The sequence below is a fragment of the Nocardia albiluteola genome (genome assembly GCF_018860155.1).
Lineage (GTDB): Bacteria > Actinomycetota > Actinomycetes > Mycobacteriales > Mycobacteriaceae > Nocardia > Nocardia albiluteola.
The window spans coordinates 683,265-702,259 of record NZ_JAHKNI010000001.1 but is presented as its reverse complement, the minus strand read 5'-3'; the positions used below and the strand labels follow the sequence as shown (position 1 = coordinate 702,259).

Sequence of the window (18,995 nt, the reverse complement as noted above, 5' to 3'; positions counted from 1 at the left end):
CGCGGCGGCCCGCGCGCCCCGGCGATCTGCTCAGGTCAGTTCTTGACGATATTCTCGAAATCGAACAGGCCCGCATAGGTGAGCGGAGCGCTCTGCACATTGGCCGAACGACCAGCGTTCGCAATGTAGTCGAGCACCGGGATGTCAGCCATGTCCTTGATCAGGATCGCCTGCGCCTGTGCCGACAGCTTGAAGGCCGCATCGGGCGTCGGCGCGGCCTGGGCCGCGTCGAGCGCCTTGTCGAATTCCGGGTTGGAGTAGAAGGCCTTGTTACCGCCGATTCCGGATACGTACTGCTGGCTCAGGAATTCGAACACCGACGGATAGTCGGCCTGCCAGCCGTACCGGAACGCCGAGCCGATGGTCTGACTGTTGATCTTGTCCAGGAGCTGCTTGAAGGTCGGGTACGGCGTGCCGACGGCATCGATACCCAGGGTGTTCTTGATGCTGTTCGCGACCGCATCGATCCAGGCCTGGTGACCACCGTCGGAGTTGTACCCGATCTCGAACCGGCCCGACCACGGCGACATCGCATTCGCCTGCGCCCACAGCTGCTTCGCCTTGTCCGGGTTGTACTTCAGGGTGTCCACGCCCGGCAGATTCGGGTCGAAGCCCGGGAGGCTGGCCGAGGCGAAGTCGAGCGCGGGCTTCTTGGTGCCCTTCCAGATCGTGTCACAGATCTGCTGACGGTCGATGGCCATTGAGATGGCCTGACGGCGCAGCAGACCCTCCGGCCCGCCGAAATGCGGGACGTTGGGCTGGATTCCGATGTGCTGGTCCTGCGCGGTCGGCTTCGAGATGGCCCGGTCGCCCAGATCCTTCTTGTAGGTGGTCAGGGCGTTGTCGGGAATGGTGTCCAGGGCATCGAGGTTGCCGGACAGCAGATCGTTGTACGCCGTGGTGTACGACTGGTACATCACGAAGCGCAGGCCCTTGTTCTTCGGCGCGCGGCCGCCGTGGTAATCCGGATTGGGCACCACGTCGATCTGCACGTTGTGCTGCCAGGCACCATTGTGATCGAACTTGTAGGGGCCGTTGCCGATCGGGTTCTCGCCGTAGGCCTTCATATCCTTGTAGGCGACCTTCGGCAGCGGATAGAACGGCGACCAGCCGAGCGAGAGCTCGAAGTCGATCGACGCATGGGTCAGCGCGACGGTGAAGTGCGTGTCGTCGATGACCTTCAGCCCGGACATCGTCTGTGCCTTGGGCGGAGTCGCCGCCACGTCGTCGTACCCGGTGATCTCGGTGAACGCGCCGTTGTTGAGCTGGGCGTTGGTGCTCAGCGCGCCGTAGTTCCAGGCGTCCACGAAGGACTGCGCGGTGACCGGCTCACCGTTGGTGAACTTCCAGCCCGGCTTCAGGGTGACGGTGTAGTTCTGGCGATCGGTCGAATCGATGGACTGGGCGACCTCGTTGTGCGCGTTACCGTTCGCGTCGTAGTACATCAGCCCGGCCCACAACCGGTCGACGACGCGCCCGCCCATGTTCTCGTTGGTATCGGTGGGGATGAGCGGGTTCTGCGGCTCGCCTGCGTTGACCGTCACGATCCCGTCGCCCGCACCTCCGCCCCCGGACGAGCAGGCGGTCAACGCCAGGCTGCTGCTCAACAATACTGCCGCGGCCAGCGCGGTAATCGTCTTGACTCTCAACGCATACTCCCGAACTCCAGGACGAGCGAGCCGACCGGCGGCGTGCATGGGGTCTCCCGCACGAGCCTGACGTTCGCCATAGGTGAATCGGACAGTAGCCATCCGACCGGTTGTTGTCAGCGGATCGAGTCGGGTTGATCCGCCTTGTTAGCAAAATGGCAACATTGGTGACGCATAACCGCGAATTCGGGTAACACTCTGCTCAATCGACTGGACATCGTGCCAGGCAGGCGATCGGAGCCGTGGTGACCGGCCAGTCAAGAAACATCGGAGCGGAGGGGACCGTAACGCAAGGCGCTCCTCCGGCCACCGAGACCTGGCCACGGCACAGGTCGGACTCCGTTATGGTCGGAACGTGGCCGCGCTCACCCCCCGGCCGAAGCGCATGCGAAAGAAGAGGCGAGATGACCGAGAACACCGCTGATCACATGAACGCGTACCCTCCGACCGCGCAATTCGCCGCCGCGGCCAACGCCGACGCGTCCATGTACGACCGGGCCGTCGCCGATCGCGACGCGTTCTGGGCCGAGCAGGCGAACCGGTTGCATTGGCACGAGCCCTTCAGTCGCGTCCTGGACTGGGACGACGCCCCCATCGCTCGCTGGTTCGCGGATGGCAAGCTCAATGTCGCCTACAACTGCGTGGATCGGCACGTCCTGGACGGCCATGGTGAGCAGGTCGCCGTCCACTGGGAGGGCGAGCCCGGCGATTCCCGCGACATCACCTACGCCCAGCTGCTGGCCGAGGTGTCCCGGGCGGCGAACTACCTGACCTCGCTCGGCCTGGTGGCCGGCGACCGGGTCGCGATCTACATGCCGATGGTGCCCGAAGCGATCGTCTCGATGCTGGCCTGTGCCCGCCTGGGCCTGACCCATTCGGTGGTCTTCGCGGGCTTCTCTCCCAGCGCCCTGCGCCAGCGCGTGGACGACGCGCAGGCCCGGATGGTGATCACCACCGACGGGCAGTGGCGCCGGGGCAAGGCGGCCCCACTGAAGGAGGCCGTCGACGAGGCGCTGATCGGCGGCTCGCACAGTGTCGAACACGTTCTGGTGGTGCGCCGCACCGAGATCGAGGTGCCGTGGACCGACGGGCGCGACGTGTGGTGGCACGAGACCGTGACCGAGGCGTCGGCCGAGCACGAGGCGCAGGCGTTCGACGCCGAGCACCCGCTGTTCATCCTGTACACCTCCGGCACCACCGGCAAGCCCAAGGGCATCCTGCACACCTCCGGCGGCTACCTCACCCAGAACTCCTACACCCATCACAACGTCTTCGACCACAAGGCCGGCCAGGACGTGTACTGGTGCACCGCCGACATCGGCTGGGTGACCGGGCACAGCTACATCGTCTACGGCCCGCTGGCCAACCGCGCCACCCAGGTCGTCTACGAGGGCACCCCGAACTTCCCCGACGAGCACCGGCACTGGCAGATCATCGAAAAGTACGGCGTCACAATCTATTACACCGCCCCCACGCTGGTGCGGACCTTCATGAAATGGGGCCGGGAGATCCCGGACGCGCACGACCTGTCCTCGATCCGGGTGCTGGGCAGCGTGGGCGAGCCCATCAACCCCGAGGCCTGGCGCTGGTACCGCGAGGTCATCGGGTCGAATTCGGCGCCGATCGTGGACACCTGGTGGCAGACCGAGACCGGCTCGATCATGATCTCACCGCTGCCCGGCGCGACCGCCGCCAAGCCCGGCGCCGCCATGACGCCGCTGCCCGGCATCTCGGCGAAGGTCGTCGACGAGGAGGGAAATCCGGTGCGGCTCGGCGAGACCGAGGCCAACGGGTACCTGGTCCTGGATCAGCCGTGGCCCTCGATGCTGCGCGGCATCTGGGGTGATCCGGAGCGCTACCAGGCGACCTACTGGGATCGCTACGGCGACAAGGGCTGGTACTTCGCCGGTGACGGCGCCAAGCTCGACAAGGACGGCGACCTGTGGGTGCTGGGCCGGGTGGACGACGTCATGAACGTCTCCGGACACCGGATCTCCACCGCCGAGGTCGAATCCGCACTCGTCGGGCACTCCGGCGTCGCCGAGGCCGCGGTGGTCGGCGCCAGTGACGACACCACCGGACAGGGCATCGTCGCGTTCGTCATCCTGACCGCCGAGGCGAAGAACACCGGCCAGGATCTGGTCGCCGAGCTCAAGGCCGAGGTCTCACGCGAGATCAGCCCGATCGCCCGCCCCCGCGAGATCCACATCGTGCCAGAGCTTCCCAAGACGCGGTCGGGCAAGATCATGCGGCGCCTGCTGCGCGACATCGCCGAGGGCCGCGAACTCGGCGACACCTCGACCCTGGTGGATCCCAACGTCTTCGAGGCCATCCGCACCCAGAAGACGAACTGGTAGGCGACCACCGGTAGCCGACGAAAGCCCGGGCGCACACCCGCGCCCGGGCTCGATCCCACTCTCCGAGCCGCGCGAATACAGCTCGCGCGGCGCGTTGCCCACGTCGGTACTCGGCGCGGTCCCGTTCACCGCTAGCCTCTAACGGAAAGAACTCGCGCCGACGGATAACGTTGCCACCACAGGCCCGAGACAGGCCGCCGCGGTCACCAAATCACCGGCGGCCGAGCCGGACAGCACGGACAGGGAGAGGTCGAGCAATTGAGCACACAGGGCGGTAACGGGCAGGGCGCCGATCGCGGCCGGACCATTACCTCTATTCCGCTGTCCGAGGTCGACACGACCCGCAATGCCAGCGTCGGCGACCTGGTTCGCGATGCCACCGAGCAGATGTCGACCCTGGTCCGTGCGGAGGTCGCGCTGGCCAAGGCCGAGGTCACCGGGGAAATCCGCAAGGGCCTGATGGGCAGCGTCTACTTCATCGCCGCGCTGGTCGTCCTGCTGTATTCCACGTTCTTCTTTTTCTTCTTCCTGGCCGAACTGCTGGATGTGTGGCTGTACCGCTGGGCCGCATTCCTGATCGTCTTCGGCATCATGCTCGCGGCGACCATCTTCCTGGCGCTGCTGGGATATCTGAAGGTGCGTAAGTTGCGGGCCCCGGCCAAGACCATCGAATCGCTGAAATCGGCGCGCACGGTGCTGCCGCAGGGGCTGGGGTCGCACGCCGCGCCGGAGGACGTCGACATGGTCGACAAGTCCGCCAGCTGATCGGCCAACTACGCTTTCGGGCGTGTCGTTGAACCCGAGTCCGGATCCGTCGAGCGTGCGCTACGACGGACCATGGACCCACAAGGACGTGCATGCCAACGGCATTCGATTCCACGTCGCCGAGGCCGCACCCGAATCCGGCGTGGCCCCGGACGCGCCGTTGGTGCTGTTGTTGCACGGATTCGGCGACTTCTGGTGGTCGTGGCGGCATCAACTGACCGGCCTGGCCGCGCTGGGCCTGCGCGCGGTCGCGGTCGACCTGCGCGGCTACGGTGACTCGGACAAGCCCCCGCGCGGCTACGACGGCTGGACCCTGGCCGGCGACGTCGCCGGGCTGATTCGCGCACTGGGACACACCGATGCCGTCCTGGTCGGTCATGCCGAGGGTGGGCTGGTGTGCTGGGCGACCGCCGTGCTGCATCCGCGGCTGGTGCGTTCGATCGCGGTGGTGAGCTCCCCGCACCCGGTGGCGCTGAAGCGGGCGGTGCTCCGCGATCGGCGCCAGCGCCGTGCCTGGCTGCCGAACTTCCTGCGCTACCAGCCGCCCCGCACCGGCGAGCGCCTGCTGACCCGGCGCGACGGTTTCGAGGTGGAACGGCTGCTGCGGCAGCGAGCCGGTGGACAGTGGACCGGCTCTGCCGAATTCGTCGACACGGCCAACCGGATGCGCGCGGCGATCCGGATCTCCGGCACCGCGCACTGCGCGCTGGAATATCAGCGCTGGGCATTCCGCAGCCAGTGGCGCCCCGACGGTCACCGGTTCATGGCGATGATGCGCGAGCCGGTCCGCATCCCGGTGCTCTGCCTGCACGGCGAGCAGGATGCCTACATCCTGGCCTCGACCGTGCGCCAGGGGCGGCATCTCTCCCCCGGCCGCCGACTCGTATCCATCCCGGACGCCGGACATTTCGCGCATCAGGAGAATCCCTCGGCCGTGACCGCCGAGATCGCCACGCTGATCGGCTAGGAAGAGCAGTAGATGCGGGTGACGATCAAGTGGCCACCGTCGATCATTTCGTTCGCGCCGAAGTTGCGCCGACCGTACTTCGTCTCAATCCACCCCTGGTGCGTACCTGTGGAAATCTCGACAACTGGTTCGGGCTGGGGGTAGATCATGACCTGGTTTCCTGCAGGACTACACCGCGTGTCGTCGGTGTAGGTGATACAGAGCGGAGCGTCGTCGGCGCTTGCGGTTGCCATATGCCCTGTGATTACTGATGCGCCGAGTGCCGTCGCAGCAGCCATCGCACCGACAATGAACAGTCTTCTCATCGTGTCCCCTCCCCGATTGTCCCCAGATGACTTCCTGGGAAGTCACAATCACGAGGAGCTCACGGTAGCAAGGAATTTCGCTCATTGTCGACGGTCTAGCTCAGCACGCACCCCCCGGTCGGCACCGCGTTGGTCGACCCCGTCGCCGCGTTGAGATCCGACTGCACCTCCGCGAGGGTCAGCACATACCCCGTGTCATCGTCCGTAACGGCCGCGCCGAAGACCACGCCGAGCACCTCGCCCTTCGTATCCACCAGCGGCCCACCGGAATTGCCCGCCCGCACCTGCCCGCGCACGGTATAGACCTCGCGCTCGACGGTCGCGCTCTTGTAGATGTTCGGACCGGTCAGGTCCAGGGTTTCGCGCACGCGGGCGGCACTGGCGGTGTACTTACCGCCGCCGGGATAGCCGAGCACGATCGAGCTCTCGCCCGATTTGGCCGCGCCGGGTGCGAGCGCCACCACCGGCGCCTGAAGACCCGGAACGGCAAGTATCGCAATGTCTTTGGACGGATCGAAGAGCACCACGGTGGCATCCAGCGGCCCCCGGGGAGTATCGACCTGCAGGCTGTTGGTGCCCGCGACCACATGCGCGTTGGTCATGATCCGCTCGGGTGCGACCACGAAGCCCGACCCCTCCAGCATGCGCTGGCAGCTCGACGCGACACCGCGGATGCGCAGCACGCTGTGCTGCAGGTTCAACGCGACGGGGCTGTCCAGCACGCTCGGATCCGGCGGCGCCACCGCGGCGATCGGCGCGCGGCTGAACGGCCCGATGACGTCCGGCAGCCCGGAGGTGTTGAGCAGCTTGGAGAATTCGTTGGGCACCCGGCGCAGCCAGCTCGGCGCGACCTTGTTGACGTTCGAGAGCACCCGCGAGCCGTTCACCGCCGCGGCGATACCGGGCTGCGAGGAGGAGGCCAGCGGCAGCGCCAGCAGCCACGCGGTGGCCAGCACTGCGACCGCCTGCAGGCCCGCGCCCACGACGCTGTCGACACTGCGGACGAAGGGATTTCGCATGCCGCTGCGCGCCGCGCGCCCCAGCACCATGCCGGCCACCTCGCCGACGATGACCAGCGCCACGATCAGCACCACGCCGACCAGGACGCGTTTGCGGCCCTCGCTGATGTGAACCAGGATGTGCGGCGCGATCAGGATCCCGGCGACCGCGCCCAGGATCACGCCCAGAAACGCCAGGGCCGAGGCGACCGCGCCCTGCCGCCATCCCGAGGATGCGGCCAGCAGCGCGATGATCACGACGGCGATGTCGAGCCAGTCCGATGCGGTCACGACTGCACCTCGCTGGCGCTCGGCTCCGTCGTGCCCGAGAAGGGCTGTGTCATGGTTCCCTCGCTGCGCTCGGTCACGACTGCACCTCGCTGGCGCTCGGCTCCGTCGTGCCCGAGAAGGGCTGTGTCATGGTTCCCTCGCTGCGCTCGGTCACGACTGCACCTCGCCGGCGCTCGGCTCCGTCGTGCCTTCGGCGGGCCGGCCTATTGGCTCACTCCGCTTCGCTCCGTTCACAGCGTCATCCCCACGGCCGCCAGCGAAGACTGCAGATCACGCACATCGTGGTAGTCCCACTCCCGTTCCCAGCCCGAGACCGCAAGCAGCCCGGCCAGCACGCCCGCGGTGAAACCCCACACGAGCATGCCGTCGACCGCGAACGCCGGGCCCATGTATCCCAGCGGATGCCGGACCACGAACCGATTGGCCGGGTCGATCAGATCCGCGAGCGGCACCCGCGCCACGCGCGCCGCCTCGGCCTCGCTGACCACTCGCACCGAGCCGGGGGTGCGCCAATACGCGACCACCGGCGTCACATCGAAGCGCGAGGGCGGCACGAAGATCTTGGGCAGCACCGCGATCGGATCGACGCCCGCGCGCTCGAGGCCGGTCTCCTCCCAGGCCTCGCGCAGCGCCGTGTCGATGGGTCCGTGATCGCCCGGCTCCACTCCACCGCCGGGAAATGCGACCTGCCCGCGGTGTTCGCGTAGCGTGGCCGCGCGCTGGGTGAGCAGCACGTCCGCATCGCGCGGCAGCCCGCCCGGCGCGCCCGGATCGGATGCGACGGCGCCGCCGAACAGTACGAGCACCGCGGCCTGACGGGGCCGCAGCGCCGCCGCGGCAACCTGCTTCATAGCGGTTCGGTTCAGCACCGGGTTGATCCCGTCGGGATCGGCGGGCTTGCGCTCGACGACGCCGCGTAGCCATTGCGGGATGCCCTCGGTTACCAGGCCCGGTCTGGCCCGGAACCCGTCGTGGCCCTCGCCCTCACGCACACTGCCTCCTTGCGGCCTCGTCGCCGTATTCGCTACCGACGGCGCGGCATTCACCACCCCCGGTCGAGCCGCCGGGCGTGCGTACACCGGACCGCTCGTTTGCACGGTAATCGCAACCCCGGCCGAGCGCTCGGCGACGACTCGGATCTCGACCAGTAGTCATACCCGGACCCCGAGGTCCGCCGCGACGGTTTCGGCGATATCGCCCGCATTGCCGAACGGTCGCACGATCACCTTGGCGATCGAACCATCGGCGCGGACCAGCACCGAAACCGGGAGCACCGAGGGCGCGCCGACCGCGGTGCGGACCTTCGCCGCGCCGTCCTGCACGCCCGGCAGGTGCACATCCAGGTCGTGCAGGCGCGCCAGGGCCTTCGCCTCGGCCGGATCGCTGTGCACGGTCAGCACGGTGACCGCCGGCCCGGCCCGGTCGGCGAACTGCTGCAGGGCCGGCAGCTCCTGTGCGCACGGCTGGCACCAGTACGCCCACAGATTCACCAGCGCGGGCCGCCCGGCCAGCGCGGCGGCCAGGTCGACCGGGTGGCCGTCGTTCAGGCAGTCGAGGGTGATCCCGGCCAGCGAACCCGCCGCCGCGGCGCCCGTGGGCCGCGGGCAGTCCGCCAGCGCGGCCGCCGCGCGCTCGGCAGCCGTGACGCCGGAATCGGACTGTTGCGCCGATGCCGTCGGCGAGGCGGCGGGGCCGGGTCGCTGCGCGCGCGGCCACAGCGCGACCGCCAGCGCGACGACCGCGATCAGCCCGACGAAGGTCCAGCGCCAGGCCGCGGGAATCGACCTCACCGGCCGGCCAATTCGAGCAGATGTTCGGCCTCGGGTCCCTTGATCAGCGCGGCCGCGGCGGCCGGATCGGTCGGGCCCTCCCCGAAGGAGGGGCAGTCCTTGGCCAGCAGGCACGCGCCGCAGGCGGGTTTGCGGGCATGACACACCCGGCGGCCGTGGAAGATCACCCGATGCGAGAGCATCGTCCAGTCCTTGCGCTCGATCAGCTCGCCCACCGCGTGCTCGACCTTGACCGGATCTTCTTCTGTAGTCCAGCCCCAGCGGCGCACCAGCCGCCCGAAATGGGTGTCGACTGTGATACCCGGCACATCGAACGCATTACCGAGGATAACGTTGGCGGTCTTACGGCCGATTCCCGGCAGCGTGACCAATTCCTCCAGGCTGCCGGGCAATTCTCCGTCGTACCGCTCCAGCAGCGCCTGGCCCAGCCCGATGAGCGAGTTGGTCTTGTTGCGGTAGAAACCGGTCGGGCGGATGTATTCCTCGAGTTCGGTGCGATCGGCCTCGGCATAGGCGCGGGCGTCGCGGTAGCGGGCGAACAGCGCGGGGGTGGTCAAATTCACGCGGACATCGGTGCACTGCGCGGAAAGAATTGTCGCCACGGCCAATTCGAGCGGGGTGGTGAAATCCAGTTCGCAGTGCGCATCCGGGAACGCCAGGGTCAGCGTGCGATTCATGCGGCGCGCGCGGCGCACCAGGCTCAGGCGCGTTTCGGCGGCGAACTTGGCCGCACGCACGGCGGATGCGTTCCGCCGCCGCGGAGTTTCGACGGTTTTCGACGCGGCCCCGTCGCTCCCGGGCGCGGCGCTGAGTCTGGGTTCAGGCACGAGTCCACCTTACGGATACACACCGACACCGAGCCCCCGTCGGGGCCGTCGCGGACCCGAAGACGCCACCGGGTGTGATCCCCCCGGATGACCTCCCGTGTTCCATCCGAGACCTTCTCAGTGTTTACTCCTCCGTATGCAAGGACTCGCTGTGGTGCTCTTCCCGGTGGTGCTGATGCTGTTCGCGCTGTTCATGGAACGCGTCGAAAATCGGCTTCGCAAACTGCTCGAACCGGAAGAAGAGGTCCAGCAATACCTCGACCGCGCCAGCAATGCAGAGGTGAACGAGCTGGCCAAACTCGGCGTGCCCGCCGCCGCGACCCGGATGGGTCCGCGCCGCACACGCGGCGACGAATTGGACGTCGCCCAGGCCAGCTGACACAGCGTTCGATACGGTGTTGGCCGATACCCGCGAACGGGGTTGGTGAGTCGGCGGAGCCGACGGGGTGGGACAACGCTGCGATCGCGGGAACTTTTCGGACATCGCGGTCGTTTCACCAACCGCACATAACGTGGTGTCGGTCACTACGCTGCCCGAATGCAAAGTAGACTGCACTGTCGGCCGTTCGCTTCGGTCCGGCCAGGACCCGGGGCGACAGCGACGGGCCCGCAAGCGGCAGCTTGCGTCGTCACCACGTTGTGGCCCGCTGCCGCTAGTACACCGTCAATCCCATAAGGAGCACATTCGTGGACGAGGCCCTCGCCAGAGCAGGCATCTTCCAAGGCGTCGAGCCCACCGCGGTGGCCGCTCTCGCCAAACAACTACAGCCTGTCGACTTTCCTCGCGGTCACATCATCTTCAACGAGGGTGAGCCGGGCGACCGGCTGTACATCATCACATCGGGCAAGGTGAAGATCGGCCGCCGCTCCCCCGATGGCCGGGAGAACCTGCTGACCATCATGGGCCCGTCGGACATGTTCGGCGAGCTGTCGATCTTCGACCCGGGCCCGCGCACCTCCACGGCCACCACCGTGACCGAGGTCCGCGCCGTGACGATGGACCGCGATGCGCTCAAGTCGTGGATCGATCAGCGCCCGGAGATCGCCGAGCAGCTGCTGCGCGTGCTGGCCCGCCGCCTGCGCCGCACCAACAACAACCTGGCCGACCTCATCTTCACCGACGTCCCCGGCCGCGTTGCCAAGGCGCTGCTGACGCTGGCCCAGCGGTTCGGCACCCAGGAGGCCGGCGCGCTGCGCGTCACGCACGACCTCACCCAGGAGGAGATCGCCCAGCTGGTCGGCGCCTCCCGCGAGACCGTGAACAAGGCCCTGGCCGACTTCGCGCACCGCGGCTGGCTGCGGCTCGAGGGCAAGAGCGTGCTGATCTCCGACTCGGAGCGTCTAGCCCGCCGCGCTCGCTGAGCCGCGCCACCACAACCGAACTCGTCATCCCGGCGTGCTCGTGGCCGGGATCCAGCGTATGGATCCCGGCCAATTGCATGCCGGGATGACGTGTCCCGGCGGCAGTTTCGTCTAGTTCTGGCTGCGCAGATACGCCAGCTGCGCCTGCACCGAGCTGCGCGCGGCGGGCCAGAGCTTCTTGTCGACGTCGGCGTAGACCTTCGCGACGATCTGCAAAGGCTTGGCGTCGGGGCCCAGTTCCCGCAGCGCCGCGCGCACCTGCTCCAACCGCTCCTGGCGATGCTGGATGTAATACCGGATGACGGGCTCGGCCTCGGGGTGATCGGGTCCGTGCGCGGGCAGCAGGGCCCTGCCCGGGGCCACCGCGGCCAGCGTGTCCATCGAGGCCAGGTAGTCGCCCAGCGCGCCGTCGCGTGATTCCAGCACCGTGGTGCCGCTGCCGAGCACGGTGTCACCGGTCAGCACGGCATCCTCGAGCACGAAGCTGACCGAGTCCTGTGTGTGCCCGGGGGTTGCCAGCACCGTGATGCGCACCCCCGCCGCCTCGATGACCTCGCCGTCGGCCAACGGCGTGACCGAACCCCGCAGGAACTCGCGCTCCACCGCACGCACGGACGTGCCGGTCAGCTTCGTCAGCCGGTCGATGCCGCCGGTGTGGTCGTGATGGTGGTGCGTGATCAGGGTGAGGGCGATATTTCCGTTGGTCTCGCGCGCGATCGCCTCGCTGTGCGCGCGGTCCTTGGGCCCCGGGTCGATCACGACGCAGTCGGACCGGCCCGGGGCGCGCAGAATCCAGGTGTTGGTGCCCTGCAGGGTCATCTGGTTCGGATTGTCCGCCAGCAGTACCGATGCGGTAGGTGTGACCGGCCGCAATTGCCCGTACGCGGGATGGGTGAGGGTCATGACAGTGTCCTAACGCGCAGTGCGGTAACAGGTTCCACGACCCACCACCAACTTCCAGATTTACGCGATCTCGGCGATGATCTCCACCTCGACCGGGGTGTTCCGGGGCAGCTCGAAGACGCCGACCGCGGAACGCGCGTGCTTGCCGGCGTCGCCGAACACCTCGCCGAGCAATTCCGAGGCGCCGTTGATCACCAGCGGCTGATCGTTGAATCCCGGTGCGGAGGCCACGAATCCGACGACCTTCACGATCCGCACGACCGCATCGAGTCCGGCCACGTCGTGGACCGCGGCGAGCGCGTTGAGCGCGCACAGCTTGGCGGCCTCCTTGGCCTGCTCCGGGGTGACCTCCGCGCCGACCTTGCCCTCGGCGAACAGCTTGCCGTCCACGAACGGCAGCTGACCGGAGGTGTACACCAGCTGGCCGCTGCGCAGCGCCGGAATGTAGGCGCCCGCCGGGGCAGCCACGCCGGGCAGCTCCAGGCCGAGCCGCTCGAGGTTCTTGCGCCAGATCTCGCTCATCAGCCCTTCACCCGCTTCAGGTAGGCGACGTGCTGTTCGCCGGTCGGCCCGGGCAGGACGGTCACCAGTTCCCAGCCGTCGGCGCCCCACTGGTCCAGAATCTGCTTGGTCGCATGCGTCAGCAACGGGACTGTCGCGTATTCCCATAGGGTCAGATCACTCATGTGCCCGAGCGTATCGGGGTTACGCAGTCTTGCGAACCGTTGGGCTCGACCGGATCCGCATGTGGCCTAGCAGACAGTCGGCGTATCCCGTGCCGGGGTTTTCGCAATGGGTTATAGGCTCGCGAACGTGGGAGTACCGATAGCGGCGCCCGTTTCCACCGAGGAGGGGCCGGAGCTGGGATGGCCGGAGCGGGCGGACAAGGCCCGGCTGCACTACGTCTCCGGGAAGGGCGGCACCGGAAAGTCCACGGTCGCCGCGGCTTTGGCCCTGGCCCTGGCCGCGGGCGGGCGACGGGTGCTGCTGGTCGAGGTGGAGGGGCGTCAATCGATCGCGCAGCTGTTCGATCTGCCGCCGCTGCCTCCGACCGAGACGAAGATCGCCACCGCCGACGGCGGCGGCGAGGTGATGGCACTGGCCCTGGACATCGAGTACGCGTTCCTCGAATACCTGGACATGTTCTACAACCTCGGCTTCGCCGGGCGGGCGATGCGCCGGATGGGCGCCATCGAGTTCGTCACCACGATCGCGCCGGGCCTGAAGGACGTCATCCTCACCGGCAAGATCAAGGAATGCGTTGTGCGGACCGAGAAATCAGGTGGTGTGACCCGTCCGGTCTATGACGAGATCGTGGTGGACGCGCCGCCGACCGGCCGCATCGCCGGATTCCTGGACGTCACCAAGGCGATGGCCGACGTCGCCAAGGGCGGGCCGATCGCCTCGCAGGCCGTGGGCGTGTCGAATCTGCTGCATTCCGAGCAGACCATCGTGCACCTAGTGACCCTGCTCGAGGCGCTGCCGGTGCAGGAGACCGCCGATGCTGTCGCGGAGCTGACCGAGGCCGACTTCCGCATCGGAACGGTGATCGTCAACCGGGCCACCGAGGGGTTCCTGCCCGCGTCGCTGCGCCGGCGGGCCGTGGGCGGCGACATCGATGCCGACGCCCTGCGCACCGGACTGGGTGCTGCGGGAATCGACCTGTCCGACAACGATTTCCAGGGCCTGCTCGAGGAGACCATGCAGCACAGCGCCATCCTGCAGGCCCAGGACGACAGCGCGGCCGAACTGGCCAAGGTCGACATCAACCGGCTGTACCTGCCGACCCTGCCCGACGGCATGGACCTGGGCGGACTCTATGAGCTATCCGAACATCTGAGCGCACAGGGAGTTCGCTGATGACCGTTCCGACCACCGCTTTCCCGCTGGATATCTCGGCGATTCTGTCCGATCCGGCGGCGCGGGTGGTGGTCTGCTGCGGCAGCGGCGGCGTCGGGAAGACGACCACGGCGGCGGCGCTCGCGCTGCGCGCCGCCGAGGCGGGGCGCAAGGTGGTCGTGCTGACCATCGACCCGGCGCGGCGGCTGGCGCAGTCGCTGGGCGTCAGCGATCTGGGCAATACCCCGCAGCGGGTGCCGCTGGGTCCCGAGACCCGGGGCGAGCTGTACGCGATGATGCTGAACATGCGCCGCACCTTCGACGATATGGTGCTCGAGCACACCACGCCGGACAAGGCCGAGCAGATCTTCGCCAACCCCTTCTATCAGACGGTCGCCTCCTCCTTCGGCGGGACGCAGGAGTACATGGCGATGGAGAAGCTGGGGCAGCTGGTCGGGAAGAAGCAGTGGGACCTGGTCATCGTGGACACCCCGCCCTCGCGCAACGCGCTGGACTTCCTCGACGCGCCGAAACGACTCGGCACCTTCCTGAACGGCCGCATGATTCGCGTCATCATGGCGCCGGGCCGGGGCGTGGGCCGCTTGGTGACGGGCGCGATGAGTCTGGCTGTGCGCGGGGTGTCGACGATCGTGGGCGGCCAGATGCTCAAGGACGCCTCGCTGTTCCTGCAGTCGCTCGAATCCATGTTCGGCGGCTTCCAGGATCGGGCCGATCGCACCTACGCGATGCTGTCCCGGCCGGGCACGCACTTCCTCGTGGTGGCCGCCGCCGAACCGGATGCGCTGCGTGAGGCGTCGTTCTTCGTGGACCGGCTCTCCACCGACAACATGCCGCTGGCCGGGCTGGTGCTCAACCGCACCCACCCGGTGCTGTGCGCGCTGTCCCCGGAGCAGTCCACCGCGGCCGCGGACCGCCTGGTTCCGGACGGCTCGACCCAGGATCCCGAGTCCGACCCGCTGGCGTTGGCGGCGGAGGTGCTGCGCATCCACGCGCACCGGGCCACCACCGCCCGGCGCGAGGAGCATCTGCTGCACCGCTTCACCGGCGCGCATCCGCGGGTACCGATCGTCGCGGTGACGGCGCTGCCGTTCGAGGTGTCGGATCTGGACGCGCTGCGCGCGGTCGCCGATCAGCTGACCGGGTCGCCCGCCGCTACCCCCATCGCCTGACAAGCCCCCTTGGCGGACGGGAATAATCGGCGAGGAACCGAAAACGGCCCGAGCCCGCGTCTAGCCGGACTCGGACCGCCGTCGGTTATCGACTCAGATCGCCACCTTCTGGTTCCGCTGGGCGCGGAAGAACTCCGCCCACGAGGTCACCTCGGGATGTTGTTTCAGCAGCGCACGCCGCTGGCGCTCGGTCATACCACCCCACACACCGAACTCGACTCGATTGTCCAGGGCGTCGGCGCCGCACTCCATCAGCACGGGGCAGTGCCGGCATATCGTCGCCGCCTTGCGCTGGGCGGCGCCGCGGACGAACAGCTGGTCGGGGTCCACTTCCTTGCATCGGGCCTGGGAGACCCAGGCGATCCTTGCTTCGGCCTGCTCCACGTCCAATCGAGCGATGGGGGTAGTCATATGCATTTGGTGTGCCCCTTTGCAGTCCGAACACCGGGTCAACGGCGCTCCGGAATCACGAGCAGTCCGCAGCAACCCAACCCCGCTGCGGCCTGCACCACATTCCACTTTGAGTGTTAGCTCTATCACACTGGGTTCTCAATCTAGGTAAAGGTATGGGGCCAGCGCAAGACCGTCTCGAGATTTTCTGGTACGCCCGTCCATGCAAATGCGACAAAAAACCGGGCAGTCTGAACCAAACGGCCGACACGCCCGGGTTTCTATGACAGGACCCGCCGAGATGTGATGGTTCCCACGTCCGGACCGTACACGCAATTCGAGTGTCGCACCGCGACCGCCCGCGCGCGAGGGCTGCCTTTAGTCTGGTGGCGTGCCGATCTCACAAACGCTCGCCAGACTGGCCGGGGCGTGCATCCTGGCGGCCGCCCTCATCGCCGGGCTGTTGTTCCCGCTCGCCGGTGGTTTCGGGTACGTGTCGAACCGCGCCGCCGATGCCGTCGACAACGTCTCCGCCGAAGTGTTGGAGGGCACCGTACCGGCGGTGTCCACCATGGTCGATGCGACCGGGGCACCGATCGCCTACCTATACCAGCAGCGGCGCTTCGAGGTGCCGAGCGACAAGATCTCCAACGACATGAAGCTGGCGCAGATCTCCATCGAGGACCGCCGCTTCCTGAACCATCACGGCGTCGACTGGCAGGGCACCTTCCGCGCGTTCCTGCGCAACACCTCGAGCGGCGAGGTGCAGCAGGGTGGCTCGACCATCGACCAGCAGTATGTGAAGAACTTCCAGCTGCTGGTCGTCGCCAAGACCGACGCCGAGCGCCGGGCCGCGATCGAGACCACCCCCGCGCGCAAGCTGCGCGAGATCCGCCTGGCCCTGACGCTGGACAAGCAACTCTCCAAGGACGAGATCCTCACCCGCTACCTCAACCTGGTGTACTTCGGAAACGGCGCCTACGGCATCCAGGACGCCGCCCAGACCTACTTCAAGGTCGACGCCAAGGACCTGAACGTCCAGCAGGCCGCGATGCTGGCCGGCATGGTGCAGAGCACCTCCAAGTTCAACCCGTACACCAACCCGAAGGCCGTGCTCGACCGCCGGAACATCGTGCTGGACACCATGGTGCAGAACATCCCGAGCCGCGCGGCCGAATTCCAGGCGGCCAAGGCCACCCCGCTCAATGTGCAGCCCGAGCCGCAGGGCCTGTCCAACGGCTGCATCGCAGCCATCGACCGCGGCTACTTCTGCGACTACGCCCTGCAGTACCTGAACGACGCGGGACTGAGCACCGATCAGATCAACAAGGGCGGCTACCTGATCCGCACCACCCTGGACCCGACGGTGCAGAACTCGATGAAGGCCGCGGTCAACGCGATGACGCCGGCCAATCTGGACGACATCGCCGAGGTGTCGAGCATCATCGCGCCCGGCCAGGACTCCCACAACGTGCTGGCGATGGTGTCCAGCCGCACCTACGGCCTGGACGCGAGCATCCACCAGACGGTACAGCCGCAGCCGTTCTCGATGGTCGGCGACGGCGCCGGCTCGATCTTCAAGATCTTCACCACGGCCGCGGCGATGGAGAAGGGCCTGGGCACCAGCGCCAATCTCGACGTGCCGTCGTTCTACGCGGCCAAGGGCATGGGCTCGAGCGGCACTCCCGGCTGCCCGGAGATGACCTACTGCGTCAAGAACGCCGGTAACTACCGCTCGCCGATGTCGGTGACCGAGGCGCTCGCGCAGTCGCCGAACACCGCGTTCGTCAAGCTCATTCAGGCTGTCGGGGTGACCCCGACCGTCGACATGGCGATCCGGCTGGGCCTGCGGTCCTACACCAAGCCCGGCACCTCCGGACACGGCAACACGAGCATGGCCGACATGTTCAAGCAGCAGAACCTGGGTTCGTTCACCCTCGGCCCGGTCGCGGTCAACCCCCTGGAGCTGTCGAACGTGGCGGCGACCCTTGCCTCGGGCGGCAAGTGGTGCCCGCCCTCCCCGATCAAGCAGGTGCTGGACCGCAACGGCAAGCCGGTCTCGCTGACCCAGCAGGCCTGCCAGCAGGTCATCGATCCCGGCCTGGCCAACACGCTGGCCAACGCGCTGAGCCAGGACGCCACCGGCGGCACCGCGGCCGGATCCGCACGTGCGGCCGGATGGCATGTCCCGGTGGCCTCGAAGACCGGAACCACCGAGACCAACCGGTCCTCGGCCTTCCTCGGCTTCACCAACTCGATGGCCGGCGCGGCCTACATCTACGGCGACTCGCCGACCCCGGACCAGATCTGCTCGTTCCCGCTGCGCAACTGCTCGAGCGGCAACCTGTTCGGTGGTAATGAACCCGCACGCAGCTGGTTCATGGGCATCAATCCGGTGCTGGGCAACTTCCCGCCCACCCAGCTACCGCCGTTGGACGACAAATACGTGCGCGGATCCAACAATTCACAGATTCCCGACGTGATCGGCAAGCCCCAGGCCGAGGCCACCGCGACCCTGGTGGGCGCGGGCTTCCAGGTGTCGGCGGTGACGCAGCCGGGCTCCGCGGCCAAGGGGACGGTGCAGGGCACCACGCCCAACGGGTCGGCCATCCCAGGCTCGGTGATCACGCTGTCCATCAGCGACGGCACCGTGCGCGATGCCCCGCTGCCGGACGCACCCCCGGTGAATCTGCCTGGCCTGCCGCAGATTCCGCGGCTGCCACCGATTCCCATACCGATACCGCTACCCCGCTAGACACACCGGAGCCCCGCTGGAGATGTAGTCCAGCGGGGCTCCGGCGTATCTGCGCCACGCTTGCGCGATTCGGCCAGGCAGCGGCCACAGGCGGGAATTCCTTGTCCGCCTGCGGATTCCGGACCGGGCTAGAGGCGGGCCTTCACCGCGGCCGAGATGCGCGAACCGTCGGCGCGGCCGTGGGCCAGGGTGGTGGCGATCTTCATGACCTGCCCCATCTGCCGCACGCCCGGGCGCTCACCGTTCTGCTCGGCGACCTGGGCGATGGCGGTGTCGACGAGGTCGGCCACCTCCGCATCGTTGAGCGGGGTGGGCAGGTACTCGTCGATGATCTCATTCTCGGCGCGCTCGTTGGCCGCGAGTTCGCCGCGGCCCGCCTGCTCGTAGACCACCGCCGCCTCGTTGCGCTTCTTGGCCTCCTTGGCCAGCACCGCGATCACGTCGGCATCGGACAGCTCGCGCGCCTGCGCCCCGGCCACCTCGGCGGTCTGGATGGCGGCCAGCAGCATGCGCAGGGTATTGGTGCGCAGCGCGTCCTTGGCCTTCATGGACGTGGTCAGATCGGCCCGCAGCTTCGATTTGAGTTCCGACATAATGCTCACGGTAA

General features: G+C 67.7%; 19 protein-coding genes. 8 read left to right on the top strand and 11 right to left on the bottom strand.

Annotated elements, in window-relative coordinates; genetic code table 11:
* Positions 1-35: 35 nt before the first annotated feature.
* A complete protein-coding gene (locus KO481_RS03330) occupies positions 36-1,697 on the bottom strand; it encodes a peptide ABC transporter substrate-binding protein (protein WP_215915911.1) in 1,662 nt (553 codons plus the stop codon).
* 356 nt (positions 1,698-2,053) lie between these two features.
* On the opposite strand from KO481_RS03330, the gene acs reads away from it, so the two are divergent.
* The 3 genes from acs (at position 2,054) to KO481_RS03315 (ending at position 5,738) form a co-directional block, all read left to right on the top strand.
* Positions 2,054-4,006, top strand: a complete 1,953-nt coding sequence (gene acs / locus KO481_RS03325) for an acetate--CoA ligase (RefSeq protein WP_215915404.1) — start codon at positions 2,054-2,056, stop codon at positions 4,004-4,006.
* A 258-nt stretch (positions 4,007-4,264) separates the two neighbouring features.
* Positions 4,265-4,771 carry a phage holin family protein gene (locus tag KO481_RS03320; RefSeq protein ID WP_245400246.1) on the top strand — a complete coding sequence of 169 codons (507 nt, stop codon included), beginning with the start codon at positions 4,265-4,267 and terminating at the stop codon, positions 4,769-4,771.
* Positions 4,772-4,793: 22 nt separating this feature from the next.
* Positions 4,794-5,738, top strand: coding sequence for an alpha/beta fold hydrolase (locus tag KO481_RS03315; protein WP_215915403.1), 945 nt, complete (start codon positions 4,794-4,796; stop codon positions 5,736-5,738).
* Here the strand turns inward: KO481_RS03315 and KO481_RS03310 are convergent.
* The 5 genes from KO481_RS03310 to nth form a co-directional block, all read right to left on the bottom strand.
* Positions 5,735-6,043 (bottom strand): hypothetical protein, encoded by a 309-nt coding sequence (locus KO481_RS03310; protein ID WP_215915402.1) that lies wholly within the window; start codon positions 6,041-6,043, stop codon positions 5,735-5,737. The genes KO481_RS03315 and KO481_RS03310 overlap by 4 nt on opposite strands.
* 95 nt (positions 6,044-6,138) lie before the next feature.
* Entirely contained in the window at positions 6,139-7,332 is a 1,194-nt protein-coding gene (locus KO481_RS03305; RefSeq protein ID WP_215915401.1) for a MarP family serine protease, read from the bottom strand.
* Positions 7,333-7,562: 230 nt separating this feature from the next.
* Complete coding sequence (locus KO481_RS03300; protein WP_372451890.1) at positions 7,563-8,324, bottom strand: NUDIX hydrolase; 762 nt, start codon at positions 8,322-8,324, stop codon at positions 7,563-7,565.
* A gap of 159 nt (positions 8,325-8,483) precedes the next feature.
* Entirely contained in the window at positions 8,484-9,122 is a 639-nt protein-coding gene (locus KO481_RS03295) for a TlpA family protein disulfide reductase (protein WP_372451888.1), read from the bottom strand.
* Positions 9,119-9,799, bottom strand: a complete 681-nt coding sequence (gene nth / locus KO481_RS03290) for an endonuclease III (protein WP_215915907.1) — start codon at positions 9,797-9,799, stop codon at positions 9,119-9,121. Before nth ends, KO481_RS03295 begins: the two co-directional genes overlap by 4 nt.
* Positions 9,800-10,085: 286 nt before the next feature.
* Between nth and KO481_RS03285 the strand changes: the two genes are divergently transcribed.
* Positions 10,086-10,328: a hypothetical protein gene (locus tag KO481_RS03285; protein WP_245400245.1), complete on the top strand. Its 243-nt coding sequence runs from the start codon at positions 10,086-10,088 to the stop codon at positions 10,326-10,328.
* A 308-nt stretch (positions 10,329-10,636) separates the two neighbouring features.
* Entirely contained in the window at positions 10,637-11,311 is a 675-nt protein-coding gene (locus KO481_RS03280) for a Crp/Fnr family transcriptional regulator (protein ID WP_215915400.1), read from the top strand.
* 111 nt (positions 11,312-11,422) lie between these two features.
* Here KO481_RS03280 and KO481_RS03275 read toward each other — a convergent pair whose 3' ends face one another.
* From KO481_RS03275 to sp36, 3 genes are read right to left on the bottom strand one after another with little or no spacing between them, the layout of a single operon-like run.
* A complete protein-coding gene (locus KO481_RS03275; protein WP_215915399.1) occupies positions 11,423-12,214 on the bottom strand; it encodes an MBL fold metallo-hydrolase in 792 nt (263 codons plus the stop codon).
* Positions 12,215-12,274: 60 nt separating this feature from the next.
* The gene (locus tag KO481_RS03270; RefSeq protein ID WP_215915398.1) at positions 12,275-12,736 is read right to left on the bottom strand and encodes a RidA family protein; all 462 of its coding nucleotides are present in this window, start codon (positions 12,734-12,736) and stop codon (positions 12,275-12,277) included.
* Complete coding sequence (gene sp36 / locus KO481_RS03265) at positions 12,736-12,900, bottom strand: Sp36 family protein (RefSeq protein WP_215915397.1); 165 nt, start codon at positions 12,898-12,900, stop codon at positions 12,736-12,738. The genes KO481_RS03270 and sp36 overlap by 1 nt, the downstream gene beginning before the upstream one ends.
* 127 nt (positions 12,901-13,027) lie before the next feature.
* Between sp36 and bagA the strand changes: the two genes are divergently transcribed.
* Positions 13,028-14,074 carry an ATPase BagA gene (gene bagA / locus KO481_RS03260; protein WP_308166279.1) on the top strand — a complete coding sequence of 349 codons (1,047 nt, stop codon included), beginning with the start codon at positions 13,028-13,030 and terminating at the stop codon, positions 14,072-14,074.
* Positions 14,074-15,243 carry an ATPase BagB gene (bagB, locus tag KO481_RS03255; RefSeq protein WP_215915395.1) on the top strand — a complete coding sequence of 390 codons (1,170 nt, stop codon included), beginning with the start codon at positions 14,074-14,076 and terminating at the stop codon, positions 15,241-15,243. Before bagA ends, bagB begins: the two co-directional genes overlap by 1 nt.
* A 93-nt stretch (positions 15,244-15,336) precedes the next feature.
* On the opposite strand, the gene KO481_RS03250 is transcribed toward bagB, so the two are convergent.
* A complete protein-coding gene (locus KO481_RS03250) occupies positions 15,337-15,660 on the bottom strand; it encodes a WhiB family transcriptional regulator (RefSeq protein WP_153408015.1) in 324 nt (107 codons plus the stop codon).
* Between the two features lie 364 nt (positions 15,661-16,024).
* Between KO481_RS03250 and KO481_RS03245 the strand changes: the two genes are divergently transcribed.
* Positions 16,025-18,388, top strand: a complete 2,364-nt coding sequence (locus KO481_RS03245; protein WP_215915394.1) for a penicillin-binding protein — start codon at positions 16,025-16,027, stop codon at positions 18,386-18,388.
* 128 nt (positions 18,389-18,516) lie between these two features.
* Here KO481_RS03245 and KO481_RS03240 read toward each other — a convergent pair whose 3' ends face one another.
* Positions 18,517-18,981, bottom strand: coding sequence for a GatB/YqeY domain-containing protein (locus tag KO481_RS03240; RefSeq protein ID WP_215915393.1), 465 nt, complete (start codon positions 18,979-18,981; stop codon positions 18,517-18,519).
* Positions 18,982-18,995: the final 14 nt, after the last annotated feature.

What these genes read in the sequence shown, in the direction of transcription:
- KO481_RS03330 (WP_215915911.1), bottom strand. Translation starts at nt 1,697, where the DNA reads ATGCACGCCGCCGGTCGGCTCGCTCGTCCTGGAGTTCGGGAGTATGCG.
- acs (WP_215915404.1), top strand. Translation starts at nt 2,054, where the DNA reads ATGACCGAGAACACCGCTGATCACATGAACGCGTACCCTCCGACCGCG.
- KO481_RS03310 (WP_215915402.1), bottom strand. Translation starts at nt 6,043, where the DNA reads ATGAGAAGACTGTTCATTGTCGGTGCGATGGCTGCTGCGACGGCACTC.
- nth (WP_215915907.1), bottom strand. Translation starts at nt 9,799, where the DNA reads ATGAATCGCACGCTGACCCTGGCGTTCCCGGATGCGCACTGCGAACTG.
- KO481_RS03285 (WP_245400245.1), top strand. Translation starts at nt 10,086, where the DNA reads ATGCAAGGACTCGCTGTGGTGCTCTTCCCGGTGGTGCTGATGCTGTTC.
- KO481_RS03275 (WP_215915399.1), bottom strand. Translation starts at nt 12,214, where the DNA reads ATGACCCTCACCCATCCCGCGTACGGGCAATTGCGGCCGGTCACACCT.
- KO481_RS03270 (WP_215915398.1), bottom strand. Translation starts at nt 12,736, where the DNA reads ATGAGCGAGATCTGGCGCAAGAACCTCGAGCGGCTCGGCCTGGAGCTG.
- sp36 (WP_215915397.1), bottom strand. Translation starts at nt 12,900, where the DNA reads ATGAGTGATCTGACCCTATGGGAATACGCGACAGTCCCGTTGCTGACG.
- bagB (WP_215915395.1), top strand. Translation starts at nt 14,074, where the DNA reads ATGACCGTTCCGACCACCGCTTTCCCGCTGGATATCTCGGCGATTCTG.
- KO481_RS03250 (WP_153408015.1), bottom strand. Translation starts at nt 15,660, where the DNA reads ATGCATATGACTACCCCCATCGCTCGATTGGACGTGGAGCAGGCCGAA.
- KO481_RS03240 (WP_215915393.1), bottom strand. Translation starts at nt 18,981, where the DNA reads ATGTCGGAACTCAAATCGAAGCTGCGGGCCGATCTGACCACGTCCATG.